Genomic DNA, 13347 nt, shown 5'->3' on the forward strand with positions numbered 1-13347 from the left:
AGGTCTGCGCCGACGGCATCGCCCTGGAGCTGAGCGAGACCCGGCTGCTGGTCGACGGGCAGCGCGCGATCGAGGACGACGGCCAGGCCAAGATGCGGGTGGACTCCGGAAGGAGCCGATCGTGATCTTTTCGCAGAAACGTTCATGGTCGGCGCGCCGGGGCAGGCTCCACAGGACGCAAAACCCTTGCAAATACGACCCGATTGATGCCGTTTAGCCTGGTAGATGCCTAAATGTCCAGCTGTGATGTGCGTTACAGAAGGCCCCTGAGGCGGAATCTTTCCTACAGGTTTCTTCGTTCCGCGTCATAGCTCAGGACGAAGTCCGCAGAGCAGTGAAAGCCCCGAAGAGGGGACCTACGACGAAAAAGGTTTGGCTGACGATGAACAGCACCACCGTCTCCGCCGAGCTTGGCCTTCGGCTTGTGGTCCCCGACCGTACTACCGTCCCCCTGCTCGCCGGACTGAGTTACACAGCCGACGATCCGTACGCCATCCGCATGGCCTTCCACGTAGGGAACGACGAGCCGGTCGAGTGGATCTTCGCCCGCGAGTTGCTGACCGTGGGCATCGTGAGGCGTGTCGGCGACGGCGACGTACAGGTGTGGCCGGCTCGTGCCGATGGCGAGCGCACGCTCCACATCAGCCTCACGTCGCCGTTCGGGCAGGCGCTCTTCGAAGTGCCCCTCGCGCCGCTGACCGAGTTCCTGCATCGCACCTACGAGAAGGTGCCGGCGGGGCGTGAGACCGACTTCATGGATCTGGACGCCGAGCTGACGAACATGCTGTGGCCCTCTTGACCAACTCCCCCTAGGCACACGGACGGCCTCGCCCGCACGACGGGCGGGGCCGTTTCCGTTTTGAGGGCCGGGTTCCCTTTCGAGGACGATCTCCTTTTCGAGGGCGGTCTCCACTTTTCGAGGACGATCATCCCTTTTCAGATCGATCTTCCCTTTCAGCAGCTATCTTCTCTTTCGGTGGCTAGGCGGGCAACGATTCCAGGGCCTTGTTCATTCGGGCGATCTCTATGCTCTGGCCCGAGTACACGTCCTTGGCGAGCATCCGCATACGCTGGTCGCGCCCGTTCGTCAGCTCTTCGCCCGCCATCTTCACCGCGCCCTGGTGGTGTCTGGTCATCAGCTGCAGGAACAGGCGGTCGAAGGTGGTTCCGCGGGCGGCGCGCAGCGCGTTGAGCTCCTGTGTTGTGGCCATCCCGAAGCTCGCCGCCTGATCGTGCTCGTGGCCGGTCGGTGCCTGGCGGCCCAACTCGGTGAGCCAGGCGGTCATAGCCTTGATCTCCGGGGTCTGGGCGGCCGTGATGGAGCGGGCGACCGCGCGGATCACCGGCGTGGTGGTCCGGTCGTTCACTAAGGAGGTCATCTCCAGTGCCTGGCGGTGGTGGGGGATCATTGCCTCCGCGAAACGTACGTCCGAGGCCACCGCCGCCTTCGGCGGCTGCCCGATCCGCTCCCCCGGAGTCGCCGTACGGGCCGGGGCCCCGGGACTGCCCGGCACCACGACGGGCGCGTCCGTGCCGACCGGCCCGCTCTGGTGGACCGGCTGCTGAGAGCAGGCAGCCACGGCAAAAGTAACCATAACTGTGACGAAGACCGTGCGCGGCCATGAACCTGCTGACATAGCTTCCATACTGAACTACGAGACAAAGGGGATATGCGTTGATCTCTGCAAAGTTGCGCGGAGCGGTGGTGTGTACGGCATTGTTGCTGGCCTCCGCGTGCGCGGGCGGCCCGCTGGCGCTGGAGGAGCCACCGGCGACACCCGCGTCCACACTGCAGGAGACCAGCGCTCCAGCTGCCACTGTCACGGGCACGGCCGGCGGCGTCATGATGAGTGACAACGTCGAGCACGTGGCCCACGTGCCGAAGACCGCCCCGTTCACCGGGATGGACGACATCAACACGGACCTGGCCTTCCAGGGCGACTATGCGTACGTGGGGAACTTCGGCGGTTTCTCCATCTACGACATCACGGACCCGAGGAAGCCGCAGGTCGTGAGCCAAGTGTCCTGCCCGGGGCAGCAGAACGACGTCACGATTTACGACAATCTGCTGATCTTGTCCATCGACGAGCCGATCGGCGGCCCGGAGTGCGACGCGAACCAGAACGACCGGTCCTGGGAGGGCCTGCGGATCTTCGACGTCAGCAACAAGAAGAGCCCCAAGTACGTGGGCGCCGTCCAGACCGAGTGCGGCTCGCACACCCACACGATGGTCCCCGGCCAGGACAGCCTGTACGTGTACGTCTCCTCGCCCGGCCCCGAGCCCGACTCGGAGACCTGCCCCGCACCGCACGAGCTCATCCAGATCGTAGAAGTCCCGCTATCGTCGCCCCAATCCGCAAAAGTCGTAGCGAAGCCGGATATCTTCCCTGAGCGCCAGCATTCCCAACTCGCCTCCGGCTGCCACGACATCACCGCCTACCCGGAGAAGAAGCTGGCCGCGGCCGCCTGCTTCGGCGACGGCGTGCTGCTCGACATCTCCGACCCGGTCAATCCGAAGGTGCTGCAGCAGCTCACCGACACCGAGAACTTCCAGATCTGGCACTCGGCGACGTTCAACAACGACGGGACGAAGGTCGTGTTCAGCGACGAGCTCGGCGGCGGCGGCCAGGCCACCTGCGACCGCAACACGCCGGTCACGAAGGGCGCCAACGCCGTCTACGACCTGGTCAACGGACAGCTGGAGAGGCGGGGCTACTTCAAGATCCCGCGGGAGCAGCGGCCGAACGAGAACTGCGTGGCGCACAACGGCTCGCTGATCCCGGTGCCCGGCAAGGACATCATGGTGCAGTCGTGGTACCAGGGTGGCGTGTCCATCTGGGACTTCACCGACTCGGCGAACCCCAAGGAGATCGGCTACTTCGAGCGCGGCCCGGTCAAGGGCAACGTCATCGCCGGCTCCTGGTCGGCGTACTACTACAACGGCTACATCTACTCCAGCGACATCACCGAGGGCCTGGACGTCCTGGAGATCAAGGACCCGCTCACGGACCCGGCCAAGAAGGTCAGGATGGACGACTTCAACGTCCAGACCCAGAAGAGCTACTGAGGCTGTGGCGCCTACTTAGGCCAGGAATGCGCCGACCGCGCCGCCGCCTCCGCGATGGCGGCGCCGTCGAGCCACACGTACTCGGGTGCGATGCCGGCCCACCCCCATTCCACGGTCAGCAGGAAATCCTGGGGCGGCGGCAGCGGGAACAACCACAAGGGCATCTGGTAAAGAGTGAACGACGCGTCGCCGCGGACCCCTCCGGGGAACCAGGAGAGGCTCGGCGGCGCGCAGTCGTGGTCCTTGCCGGAGTCCACATGGACGCCGTCCGGATAGTGGAGCGTGACGTGCAGCGACGTGCTCTCCTCACCGGAGAACGCCGAGTCGAGCTGCAACGCCAGGCTGCGGGGGGCGGTGGCGTTGCGGGCCACGACATCGAGGTTCAGCAGGCAGCCGGTGGCGTACGCCTGGATCATCGGCAGGCGGACGGCGAGGGCCGGGGTGCGGGCGAGCACCCGCTCCACGGTGACGATGGCGCCCATTTCCGAAATCGGCGGCATCGGCGCGGCACCGCCCTCCCCGCTCATACGCGCCGCCACCCGACACGCCGCCGTTCGGACGCCCACCGTTCGGACGCCCGCCAGTCGAACGCCCACCAGTCGGACGCCCGCCGTTCGGACGCCCGCCGTTCGGACGCCCGCCAGTCGAACGCCCACCAGTCGGACGCCCGCGGGCGTGAGGTGGCAGTGGCGGCGGCCCCGAGGTGGCGGGCGCGGAGCCGCCGCGTGCCGCGGGCCCCGGATAAGAGGATCACGGGTCGAGGTCGGCGGCGGAGCGCTCGGCGAAGACCCGCATCGCCTTGGCGGTGATCGGGCCGGGCGCGATCGGCAGCTCGGTGTCGTCCACCAGCTTGATCGGCTGGACGTCGCGGGTAGTGGAGGTGAGGAACGCCTCCTCGGCCTCGTACAGGGCCGACAGCGGAACGTCGGTCTCCTCGCCGCCGCACCATTCGAGGACCAGCGCCCGGGTGACGCCGGCCAGGCAGCCGGACTCCAGGGTGGGGGTGAGCAGGCGGCCGTCGCGGACGATGAAGATGTTGGAGCCGGTGCCCTCGCAGAGGTTGCCGGCGAGGTTGCCGAAGATCGCCTCGCCGCCGCCGCGCTTCTTGGCGTGCAGCAGGGCCTTGGCGTTGTCGCCGTACGAGGTGCTCTTGACCCCGGACAGGGCGCCGCGCTCGTTGCGGGGCCAGGGGACGACGGCGACGTTGGCGGTGGCGGGGAACGGCTTCTGCTCGTCCACGATGACGACGGAGGTGGTGCCCTGGTCGCCGCGGTCGGAGCCGAGCGGGCCGGGGCCGCTGGTATAGGTGACGCGGATGCGGCCCAGCTCCCAGGCGGGCGCGGCCGCCAGGCACTTGCCGATGCCCTCGGCGATGGCCTCGAGGTCGGGCTCGGGCAGGTCCATGCGTTGGGCGGAGAGCTTGAGCCGGTCGAGGTGCCTGGTGAGGGCGAACGACCGCCCGTTCACGATCTTGATGGTCTCGAACACGCCGTCGCCGACCATCAGCCCGTGGTCGAACACCGAGACAGTGGCACGCGCGGGGTCGATCAGCTCCCCGTTGACCCAGACAGGGATGTTCATACATTTCCTCCTGTGGACGCCAGTGCGATGAGCCTGGCTGCTTTGAGCTCGGTCTCGAGCCATTCGCGCCTGGGGTCGCTGCCCCACGTGATGCCCGCTCCCGTGCCGAACCGGATCTCCCCTTGACCGTGGTCCAGTGCCGAGATCCAGAATGTTCTGATGCCGACGGCCAGCGCCGCCTTGCCCTGGTCGGCGTCGACCCAGCCCAGGGCCCCACAGTACGGGCCGCGAGGTGCTGGTTCGAGCTCATTGATGATGCGCAGCGCCGACGATTTGGGCGCGCCGGTGACGGAGCCGGGCGGGAACGTCGCGGCGAACAACTCCGGCCAGCCCGCCCCGGGCGCCAGCCGGGCGCGCACGGTGGAGACGAGGTGGACGAGGCCGGGGTGCGCCTCGACCGCGCACAGCGACGGCACCTCGACGGAGCCGACGGCCGCGACCCTGCCCAGGTCGTTGCGGACCAGGTCGACGATCATGACGTTCTCCGCGTAGTCCTTGTCGAGCAGGTCGCCGGCGGTCGCGCCGGTGCCCTTGATCGGCCTGGACTCCACGACGTCGCCGTGGCGCGACAGGTAGAGCTCGGGCGAGGCCGACACCACGCTGAGCCCGGGCACCTGGAACACGCCGCCGTAGGGGGCGGGGTTGCCGACGGCGAGCTTGGCGGCCAGGGCTAGCGGGTCGGCGTCCGCCGGGACGGGCGCGGTCAGGATCCGGCACAGGTTCGCCTGGTAGACCTCGCCCTGCTCGATGTAGTCGCGGATGGCGCGCACGCCGTGCTCGTACGCGGCCCGGTCGAGCGAGCTGCGCCACTGGCCCTGGTGCGGCCCGTGCCAGGGAGCGGCCGGCCGGGGCAGGGGCGCCTGGCGCACCTGGTCGAACCGGGCGCACGTCACCTTGCCCTCGTAGTCGACGACCACGGCCCACCAGCCCTCGCCGTCGAGCGCGGCGAGGTCGGAGGTCACGTCCCGCAGCCCGGTGGCGAGGGTGTGCCCCAAGTAGGCGAAGCCGTCGTACACGCCTCCCATTGTCCCAGCAATTCGACGAACTCCAGCGCCGCGGGCAGTGGCTCCTCGGGCAGGGCCGCGTACACCTTGCGGACCGGCGCCATCCCGCGCAGCGGTCGCAGCACCAGATCGGGCGGTACGGCCCGCGCGGCGAGCTCCGGCACGAGCGTCACCCCGAGGCCGGCGGCGAGGCATCCGAACTTGCCCGCCCATCCGGCCACCCGCAGCCCGCTGCGCGGCGTGAACCCGGCGGCGGCGCACGCGGTGACGAGCAGGGTGGGCTGGCCGCGCGGGGCCGCCTCGATCCAGGTCTCCTCGGCCAGGTCACGCAGGTCCACATCGGCGCCGCCGGCCAGCCGGTGGCCGGCGGGCAACGCGACGAACAGCCGGTCCTCGCGCAGCAGCACGGTACGGGGCGCGTCGGCGGGCAGCCCCGCCGGGTAGTCGCTGATCACGGCCACGTCGAGCGCCCCCGCGCGCAGCCGCTCCATCAGCCGGCCGGTGAGGTCTTCGACCAGGCGCAGCTCGACGGCGGGCCGCCGAGGGCGACGCCGGCGGGCGTCAGGCGTACCCCGCGGGCCCGGCGCTCGAAGAGCGGCCCGCCGGCGTCGCGTTCCAGCGCGGCGACGCGGCGCGAGACCGCCGACTGGGTGTATCCGAGCGACTCGGCGGCGGCGGTGAACGAGCCGGTCTCGGCCACCTCGTGGAAGAGGAGGAGGGTATTCGCGTCAAGCATGGCTGCCATGCAATCTAGTCGGTGGTGGAATACCACGCATCCGGATGTACTGGGGCGCATGATTGCTTTTCTCGGACAGGGACGCATGGGCGCCCCCATGGCCCGGCGGCTCGTGGCGGCCGGGCACAAGGTGACGACGTGGCGGCGCGGGACCGGCGTGCCCGCGGCTACCGCGGTGGCCGGCGCGGACCTGGTCATCACGATGCTCAGCGACCCGGCCGCGGTGCGCGAGGTGCTGACGGCGGCGCTGCCGGGATTGCGGCCTGGCGCGACGGTGGTCGAGATGTCCACGATCGGCCCGGAGGCGGTGCACGAGTTGCGGGCGCTGCTGCCGGCCGAGGTGGGGCTGGTGGACGCGCCGGTGCTGGGCGGCGTCGGCCCCGCCGCGGACGGCACGCTGACCGTGCTGGCCGGCGGCGATCTGTCGGGCTGCCGTGAGGTCCTGTCGGTGTTCGGGTCCGTGCGCGAGCTGGGGCCGCTGGGGTCGGGCGCGGCCATGAAGATCGCCGTGATGAGCGCGATGGTGCCCGCGCAGGTGCTGCTGGCCGAGACGTACGCGTACGGCCGCGCACACGGCGTGGACCGCGAGGCGCTGATCGACGTGCTGTCGGGCACCCCGCTGGGCGTGCTGGCCGAGCGGCTGCGCGTGCCCTCGGAGGAGACCCGGTACTCGCTGGCGCACGCGGTCAAGGACCTGGAGCTGGGGGCCTGGGACGGCGGGTCGCTGGCCACGGCGGCGCGCACGCGGCTGCAGGAGGCGCGGGCGGCCGGGTACGGCGGCCGGGACCTGACCTCTGTCGTGGAGCATGTGGAGGGCGGGCAGGTCATCGCGCGCATCCTGGCCGATCAGGGCGCCACGTTCGGCGACATCGCGTTCATCAGGACGTACCTGACGGACATGGACGCCCGCGCCGAGTACGGCGCGGTGCGCCGCAAGTACATCACCGGCACTCCCCCGGCCAGCACCACCGTGGAGGTGTCGAAGTTGTTCATGCCCGGGTTGCTGCTGGAGGTGGACCTGATCGTGGCGCTCAGTCCAGGAGGCCGGTGACCGACTCGGCGGCGGCCACCACGCCCCCGTCGGCCACCAGGCGCACGGCGCAGTCGATCTCCGGCGCCAGGAACCGGTCGGGCCCGGGGGCGGGCACGGTCTCCCGCAGCGCCCGGACCACGGCCGCGGTGGCGGGCGCGGGCTCCAGCGGGGCACGCAGGTCGAGCGCGCGGGCGGCGGTGAGGACCTCGACGGCCAGCACCCGGGTGAGGCCGTCGATCGACCTGCGCAACTTGCGCGCGGCCGACCAGCCCATGGACACGTGGTCCTCCTGCATGGCCGAGCTGGGGATGGAGTCCACGCTCGCGGGCACGGCCAGCCGCTTCATCTCGGAGACGATCGCGGCCTGCGTGTACTGGGCGATCATGTGCCCGGAGTCAACGCCGGGGTCGTCGGCCAGGAACGGAGGCAGCCCGTGGTTGCGCGCCACGTCCAGGAACCGGTCGGTACGGCGCTCGGACATCGACGCCAGGTCGGCGGCCACGACGGCCAGGAAGTCCAGGACGTACGCGATCGGCGCGCCGTGGAAGTTGCCGTTGGACTCCACGCGGCCGTCGGCCAGCACGGCCGGGTTGTCGACGGCGCTGGCCAGCTCCCACCCGGCCACGGTGGAGGCGTGCGCGATCGTGTCGCGGGCGGCCCCGGCGACCTGGGGGGCGCAGCGCAGCGAGTAGGCGTCCTGGACGCGGGTGCACGCCTCCGGGTCGCGGTGGCTCGCCATGATGCCCGAGTTCTGCAGAATTTTCGTCATATTGGCAGCGGACTGCGCCTGTCCCGGGTGCGGGCGCAGCGCCTGCAGCTCGGGGGCGAACACCCGGTCGGTGCCCAGCAGCGCCTCCACGCTCATCGCGGCGCTCACGTCGGCGGTCCTGACGAGCCTGGTGAGGTCCGCGATGGCGAGGACGAGCATGCCGAGCATGCCGTCCGTGCCGTTGATGAGCGCCAGGCCCTCCTTGGCGGCCAGCTCCACGGGCTCGATGTGGGCCTGCTTGAGCGCCTCGCCGGCCGGCTGGATCTTGCCGTCCTGGTCGCGTACGACGCCCTCGCCCATCAGCGTGAGCGCCACGTGCGCCAGCGGCGCCAGGTCGCCCGAGCAGCCGAGGCTGCCGTACTCGTGCACGATCGGCGTGACCCCGGCGCTGAGCAGGGCGGCCAGGGTCTTGGCGGTGTTCGGCCTGATGCCGGTGTGGCCGGAGGCGAGCGTGCGCAGGCGCAGCAGCATGAGCGCGCGCACGACCTCGGTCTCCACCTCGGGGCCGCTGCCGGCCGCGTGGGAGCGCACGAGGGAGCGCTGGAGCTGGGTGCGCAGCGCCGGGTCGATGTGCCGGGTGGCCAGCGCCCCGAACCCCGTCGAGATGCCGTACACGGGCACCGGGCTCTCGGCCAGCTCGTCCACCCGCTGGCGGGCGGCCGACATGGCGGCCACCGCGTCGTCGGTGAGCCGGACGGCGGCCCCGTTGCGGGCCACCTCGATCACGTCATGGAAGGTCAGGGGCTCGGGGCCGACGTTCACGACTCCGTTGTCGCGCATGATGGGTCTCTCTCGCTGCTAGGTAACCGGCGTATGCGATGTTAGCTCCTTACTTGGTGACAATGCCGACAGCCCCTCTCTGCCCTCGTCGGTGACGATCACCGCCCTGGGCACGCTCCCGCGCCGGAACCATCCGCGGTCGAACAGCGCCTCCGCGACCGCCGCCCCCAGCGCCCCGCCCAGGTGCGATCTGCGCTCGGTCCAGTCCAGGCACTCGGGCGCGAACCTGCGCCGCGAGTGCCGTGCGCCCGCCACGTCCACGCCGAGCCCGGCAAGCAGCCGCTCCCCCGCGCCGGTCAGGTCGTGGCCCGTGTAGTAGCCGCCTGCCCTGAGCCCGTCGAGGAGCCCCACCCCGGCGCGGCCCGCGAGGTGGTCGTAGCAGGTGCGGGCCTCCTCCAGCAGCCTGGCCTGCCGGGACTGGCGCAGCGAGCGTACGGGCGGGCGGGCGCTGATCCTGGCCAGCACCTCCAGCACCTCGGCCACCTCGTGGCCGGCCAGCCGGTAGTAGCGGTGGCGGCCCTGGCGTACGACGTCGACCAGCCGGCCGTCGAGCAGCCTGGCCAGATGCGAGCTGGCGGTGGCGGCGCTGACGCCCGCCACCCTGGCCAGCTCGCCGGCCGCCAGCGCCCGCCCGTCGAGCAGGGCCGTCAGGATGGCCGCCCGGGTCGGGTCCGCGATGAGGGCGGCGACGGGCGCGATGTCGGCGTCTCGGGCGATGTGCTCCATGCTTCCGACAGTAATACGCCGATATTTCGCCCAGCGTCGAAGGATGCCTTCAGACCTTTCCGAGAGCCTTGCGGATCAGCTCACGGGCCCGGTCCATCACCGCCAGGGGCGTTCCCAGCAGCAGGTTCTTGGTGGCCGACTCCGTGCCGGGGTGCGGACGCACCGGCGCGAGACTCTCCGCCGCCCGCACCGCCGCGCCCATGGCCCGCCGCTCGGCCGTGGAGGTGTGCGCGCGCAGCCTCGTGAACTCGTACCGTTCCTCGCCTCGCGCGTGCGCCTGGACGGCCGTGCGCAGCTCGGCGAGACGCTCCCAGAACCGGGGATGGTCCACACCGTCGTTGTGCAGGTCGAGGAGGAGTCGCTTGGCGCGGTTCTCCTCGTGCAGCCGGTCGGCGACCACGCCCTGCCCGTTGTCGAGCTTTCTGCGCGCGTACGGGTGGACGATCTCCTCCTCGGCGGTCTCGTGCACGGACAACATCCGCGTCAACCGTCCGAAGGCCGCCTCCACCTTGTCCGGCGGCGCCTGCTCGACCTCGTCGAACAGGTCCCTGATCTGCCCGTGCTGAGCCATCAGGAGCTCGATCACATCTTGTTCAGCCACGTCAGCGCCTTACCCGGGCCCCCGGGCCGGCACGCGTTTCCTTACCGAACCCCAGCCGTTCGAGGACTTAACACGGGGGTGCCGCCGGGTACGGGCGGCGACATGGCCTTCGACCCGTTGCAGGAGCGGGGTATCCCGCTGGACGAGCAGATGCGCGACTGGCGCGAGCTGAACGTCACGCCCATCGACCCCGACCACGCCGACCCGTACACCCGGTGCCGGATCATCACGATGAACGGCATCGAGACGGAGGCGATCCTGTTCAGTCACCAGCTGGCCCGCCACTGCCCGGACACCGAGCTCAGGCGGCAGCTGGCCCGCGTGCGCTACCTCGAGGCCCAGCAGCAGAGGGTCGTCAACTGGCTGCTGCCCGGCGTCGCCTCGGTGCTGGAGACGACGATCGCGTACGAGCAGGTCGCCGTGGACCTGACCTCGTGGGTCGCGCGCATGGAGCCGGACCCGTACCTGCGGCAGGCCTACCAGTTCGGGGTGCTGGAGGACTTCGACCACCTCTACCGGTACGCCAACCTGTACGAGATGATCGAGCACCGCAAGGCCGAGAAGATCGTCGACAACCTGACCGAGGTCATGCCCGGACGGCCCACTTACCTGCACCATCGTGACCCCATGGACAACGTGCGGGAGCCGTACGACCGGACCAGGACCGAGCCGCTGTCCCGCCTGCACGCGCTGACCATCATGGCGGCCGAGCAGCAGACGATGAACTTCTACATGAACGTCGGGCCGATGCACATGGAGCCGATCGCCCGCCAGCTCTACCAGGAGATCGGGCTGATCGAGGAGGAGCACGTCACCCACTACGAGTCGCTCGTCGATCCGGGCGAGAGCTGGTGGGAGATGCTGCTCAACCACGAATACAACGAGTGCTACCTGTACTACTCGTTCATGGAGACCGAGTCCGACCCCAAGGTGAAGAACATCTGGGAGCTGCACCTGGGCATGGAGCTGGAGCACCTGCGCCTCGCGGCCGAGCTGTTCAAGCGGTTCGACGGCCGCGACCCCGACCAGGTGCTGGCCCCGGCCCTGCCGCCGCCGGTGACGTTCGAGCCGAACAAGGCCTACGTGCGGGACCTGCTCTCGACCCAGATCGACTACACCACCCTCGGGACCGGCTACGTTCGGGAGGCCCACGAGCGGTTCTCGAAGATGCAGGAGGCGATCATGGGAGGCGAGCAGCCGCCGTCGGAGCGGGTCATCGACGACAACCGCGCCATCTCCGGCCAGGACTACCGCTTCGAGGTGGAGGCGGCGGTCAGCCGCTGATCTAAGGTCTCTTTCATGACCTCAGTCGCCCTTGTCACCGGCGCGTCCCGCGGTCTGGGGGCCGTGATCGCGCGCAGGCTCGCCGCGGACGGCCTGGCCGTCGCCGTCAACTCCCGCAAGGACGCCGACGGCGTCGAGCGGGTCGTGGACGAGATCCGCACGGCCGGCGGCGCCGCCGAGGGTTTCCTCGCCGACGTCACCGACGAGGCGGGCGTGGCCGACCTGGTCGACCGGATCACCGGACGGCTCGGCCCGGTGGACGTGCTGGTGGCCAACGCCACCGGCCCGCAGCCCTTGATCGCGCTGCCGGACATCACCTGGGAGGCGCACCTCGACCAGCTGCGTTTCTTCGTCAAGAGCCCCACGCTGCTGGTGCAGGCGGTGCTGCCCGGCATGCGGGAGCGGGGCGGCGGCCGCGTCATCCAGATCGGCTCCGACGTCGTCGACCGCAATCTGCCCGGCATGTCGGCGTACATCGCGGCCAAGGGCGCCCAGCACGCGCTGACCGAGGCATGGGCGCGCGAGCTCGGCCCGTACGGCATCACGGTCAACGTCGTCGCGCCCGGCTGGATCCCCGTGGAGCGGCACGCCGGACTCGACCAGAGCGGTTACCTGGAGGAGGTGCCGTTGCGCCGGATGGGCACGCCGGAGGACGTGGCGGCGGCGGTGTCGTTCCTGGCGTCGGACGGTGGCGCCTTCATCACGGGACAGCGTGTCACGGTCAACGGCGGCCACAGCTGACGTGCGCGGGCGTAATCCAGTTTGGGGACTCGGCCAGGATTCGCTAGAGTTCTCTCGTCGCCCCGACGGGGGCGGACGCGGAAGTGGCTCAGTGGTAGAGCATCACCTTGCCAAGGTGAGGGTCGCGGGTTCGAATCCCGTCTTCCGCTCGGAGCTTCCGGCTCGGTGGCGTGGCCGAGAGGCGAGGCAGCGGCCTGCAAAGCCGTCCACACGGGTTCAAATCCCGTCGCCACCTCACAAGGACGATTAGCTCAGCGGGAGAGCGCTTCCCTGACACGGAAGAGGTCACTGGTTCAATCCCAGTATCGTCCACCAGACAAACCCCAGGTCGCTGACCTGGGGTTTCTGTTTTCCAACTATGGATCCGAACGCGCCGGCCTGCACTTCAAGCGAATACCGCGCCGGGCTGTTCGGGCAGACCCCGCATGCCGGTCGCTCCGGCCGGTGGCAACCAGAACCGGCAGCCGCCCTCAAGGTGCCGGATCGGGGACGATGCTCACCGTGTGCATCAGTCGCCAGCGGGCTTCCTCCCGGTGGCCGGGGGTTCAACACGGGGCTGCTCGCCGGGGTGGTCGCTGATCGCCAGGGACGTCGCCGGCACGATCTGACGGCGGGCCAGCGGGTCTACCAGATCGCCCTCGTGTCGGGTCATCTGGGCGTGAGCGTGCTGGCGTCGTTCCGGCTCGCGCGGCTGCTTCGGGCGCAGCGCCTCTGACCTGGGCGGCTGCCCGGTCCGCGCACGGGGGCGCGCTGAGCGGGCAGTTACCGGGGCGTGGTGAAGTCGACTGGCACGTTCCTGCTCGCGACCGCGGGTATCGCGTTCGCCGTCTCGGGCCTCGCCGCCCTGCCGCCCGTGGGCGGGTTCCTGCTCGGCCGGCCGTTCGCGGGGGCCTTGGTGTTTCCCGGCCTGGGTCAGGGGCCGATGGTGATGGCGGTGGTCACCCTGGCGGGCTTCGCCTTGACGCTCACGGCCGGGGCGTATGCCGTGTTCCGGTGGTCCGGGTTCGGGGCGTCGCGGGTGGGGC

General features: G+C 70.2%; 17 protein-coding genes and 3 tRNA genes. 10 read left to right on the forward strand and 10 right to left on the reverse strand.

Going from position 1 to position 13347, the window contains the following annotated elements:
* Window positions 1–382 precede the first annotated feature (382 nt).
* A complete protein-coding gene (locus tag ETD86_RS46065; RefSeq protein WP_020547189.1) occupies window positions 383–799 on the forward strand; it encodes an SsgA family sporulation/cell division regulator in 417 nt (138 codons plus the stop codon).
* A gap of 181 nt (window positions 800–980) precedes the next feature.
* Here ETD86_RS46065 and ETD86_RS46070 read toward each other — a convergent pair whose 3' ends face one another.
* Window positions 981–1580, reverse strand: a complete 600-nt coding sequence (locus ETD86_RS46070) for a DUF305 domain-containing protein (protein WP_246149298.1) — start codon at window positions 1578–1580, stop codon at window positions 981–983.
* A gap of 95 nt (window positions 1581–1675) precedes the next feature.
* Here ETD86_RS46070 and ETD86_RS46075 point away from each other — a divergent pair, with 95 nt between their 5' ends.
* Window positions 1676–3067 carry an LVIVD repeat-containing protein gene (locus ETD86_RS46075; RefSeq protein WP_138672957.1) on the forward strand — a complete coding sequence of 464 codons (1392 nt, stop codon included), beginning with the start codon at window positions 1676–1678 and terminating at the stop codon, window positions 3065–3067.
* 11 nt (window positions 3068–3078) lie between these two features.
* Here ETD86_RS46075 and ETD86_RS46080 read toward each other — a convergent pair whose 3' ends face one another.
* From ETD86_RS46080 to ETD86_RS58775, 6 genes are read right to left on the reverse strand one after another with little or no spacing between them, the layout of a single operon-like run.
* On the reverse strand, window positions 3079–3567 hold the full coding sequence (locus ETD86_RS46080; RefSeq protein WP_138672958.1) for a hypothetical protein: 489 nt from the start codon (window positions 3565–3567) through the stop codon (window positions 3079–3081).
* Window positions 3568–3590: 23 nt separating this feature from the next.
* Complete coding sequence (locus ETD86_RS46085) at window positions 3591–3821, reverse strand: hypothetical protein (protein ID WP_138672959.1); 231 nt, start codon at window positions 3819–3821, stop codon at window positions 3591–3593.
* Window positions 3818–4648: an aminotransferase class IV gene (locus tag ETD86_RS46090; RefSeq protein ID WP_211370728.1), complete on the reverse strand. Its 831-nt coding sequence runs from the start codon at window positions 4646–4648 to the stop codon at window positions 3818–3820. Before ETD86_RS46090 ends, ETD86_RS46085 begins: the two co-directional genes overlap by 4 nt.
* Window positions 4645–5673, reverse strand: a complete 1029-nt coding sequence (locus ETD86_RS46095) for a chorismate-binding protein (RefSeq protein ID WP_138672960.1) — start codon at window positions 5671–5673, stop codon at window positions 4645–4647. Before ETD86_RS46095 ends, ETD86_RS46090 begins: the two co-directional genes overlap by 4 nt.
* Window positions 5607–6143 (reverse strand): LysR substrate-binding domain-containing protein, encoded by a 537-nt coding sequence (locus ETD86_RS46100; protein ID WP_246149299.1) that lies wholly within the window; start codon window positions 6141–6143, stop codon window positions 5607–5609. The genes ETD86_RS46095 and ETD86_RS46100 overlap by 67 nt, the downstream gene beginning before the upstream one ends.
* A complete protein-coding gene (locus ETD86_RS58775) occupies window positions 6143–6388 on the reverse strand; it encodes a LysR family transcriptional regulator (RefSeq protein ID WP_246149300.1) in 246 nt (81 codons plus the stop codon). The genes ETD86_RS46100 and ETD86_RS58775 overlap by 1 nt, the downstream gene beginning before the upstream one ends.
* Window positions 6389–6446: 58 nt before the next feature.
* Between ETD86_RS58775 and ETD86_RS46105 the strand changes: the two genes are divergently transcribed.
* Window positions 6447–7439 (forward strand): NAD(P)-binding domain-containing protein, encoded by a 993-nt coding sequence (locus ETD86_RS46105; RefSeq protein WP_138672961.1) that lies wholly within the window; start codon window positions 6447–6449, stop codon window positions 7437–7439.
* On the opposite strand, the gene hutH is transcribed toward ETD86_RS46105, so the two are convergent.
* Genes hutH through ETD86_RS46120 form a run of 3 tightly spaced genes read right to left on the reverse strand, consistent with a single transcriptional unit; the run spans window position 7420 to window position 10297 of the window.
* Window positions 7420–8970 carry a histidine ammonia-lyase gene (gene hutH, locus ETD86_RS46110; RefSeq protein ID WP_138672962.1) on the reverse strand — a complete coding sequence of 517 codons (1551 nt, stop codon included), beginning with the start codon at window positions 8968–8970 and terminating at the stop codon, window positions 7420–7422. The two genes, ETD86_RS46105 and hutH, sit on opposite strands and share 20 nt — an antisense overlap.
* An 18-nt stretch (window positions 8971–8988) precedes the next feature.
* Window positions 8989–9696 (reverse strand): ArsR/SmtB family transcription factor, encoded by a 708-nt coding sequence (locus ETD86_RS46115; RefSeq protein WP_138672963.1) that lies wholly within the window; start codon window positions 9694–9696, stop codon window positions 8989–8991.
* A gap of 49 nt (window positions 9697–9745) precedes the next feature.
* The gene (locus ETD86_RS46120) at window positions 9746–10297 is read right to left on the reverse strand and encodes a hemerythrin domain-containing protein (protein WP_246149301.1); all 552 of its coding nucleotides are present in this window, start codon (window positions 10295–10297) and stop codon (window positions 9746–9748) included.
* A 78-nt stretch (window positions 10298–10375) separates the two neighbouring features.
* Here ETD86_RS46120 and ETD86_RS46125 point away from each other — a divergent pair, with 78 nt between their 5' ends.
* The 7 genes from ETD86_RS46125 to ETD86_RS46155 all read left to right on the forward strand — a co-directional run.
* Window positions 10376–11581, forward strand: a complete 1206-nt coding sequence (locus tag ETD86_RS46125) for a hypothetical protein (protein WP_246149302.1) — start codon at window positions 10376–10378, stop codon at window positions 11579–11581.
* Window positions 11582–11596: 15 nt separating this feature from the next.
* On the forward strand, window positions 11597–12322 hold the full coding sequence (locus ETD86_RS46130) for an SDR family NAD(P)-dependent oxidoreductase (protein ID WP_138672964.1): 726 nt from the start codon (window positions 11597–11599) through the stop codon (window positions 12320–12322).
* A 77-nt stretch (window positions 12323–12399) separates the two neighbouring features.
* Window positions 12400–12471, forward strand: a tRNA-Gly gene (locus tag ETD86_RS46135).
* Between the two features lie 15 nt (window positions 12472–12486).
* A tRNA-Cys gene (locus tag ETD86_RS46140) sits at window positions 12487–12557 on the forward strand.
* Between the two features lie 5 nt (window positions 12558–12562).
* Window positions 12563–12637 (forward strand) — tRNA-Val (locus ETD86_RS46145).
* A gap of 43 nt (window positions 12638–12680) precedes the next feature.
* On the forward strand, window positions 12681–13037 hold the full coding sequence (locus ETD86_RS46150; protein WP_138672965.1) for a hypothetical protein: 357 nt from the start codon (window positions 12681–12683) through the stop codon (window positions 13035–13037).
* Window positions 13038–13097: 60 nt separating this feature from the next.
* Window positions 13098–13347 (forward strand): hypothetical protein (locus ETD86_RS46155; protein ID WP_211370729.1); only part of this gene is annotated, 250 nt, incomplete at its 3' end.

This window comes from Nonomuraea turkmeniaca (genome assembly GCF_005889735.1).
Classification (GTDB): domain Bacteria; phylum Actinomycetota; class Actinomycetes; order Streptosporangiales; family Streptosporangiaceae; genus Nonomuraea; species Nonomuraea turkmeniaca.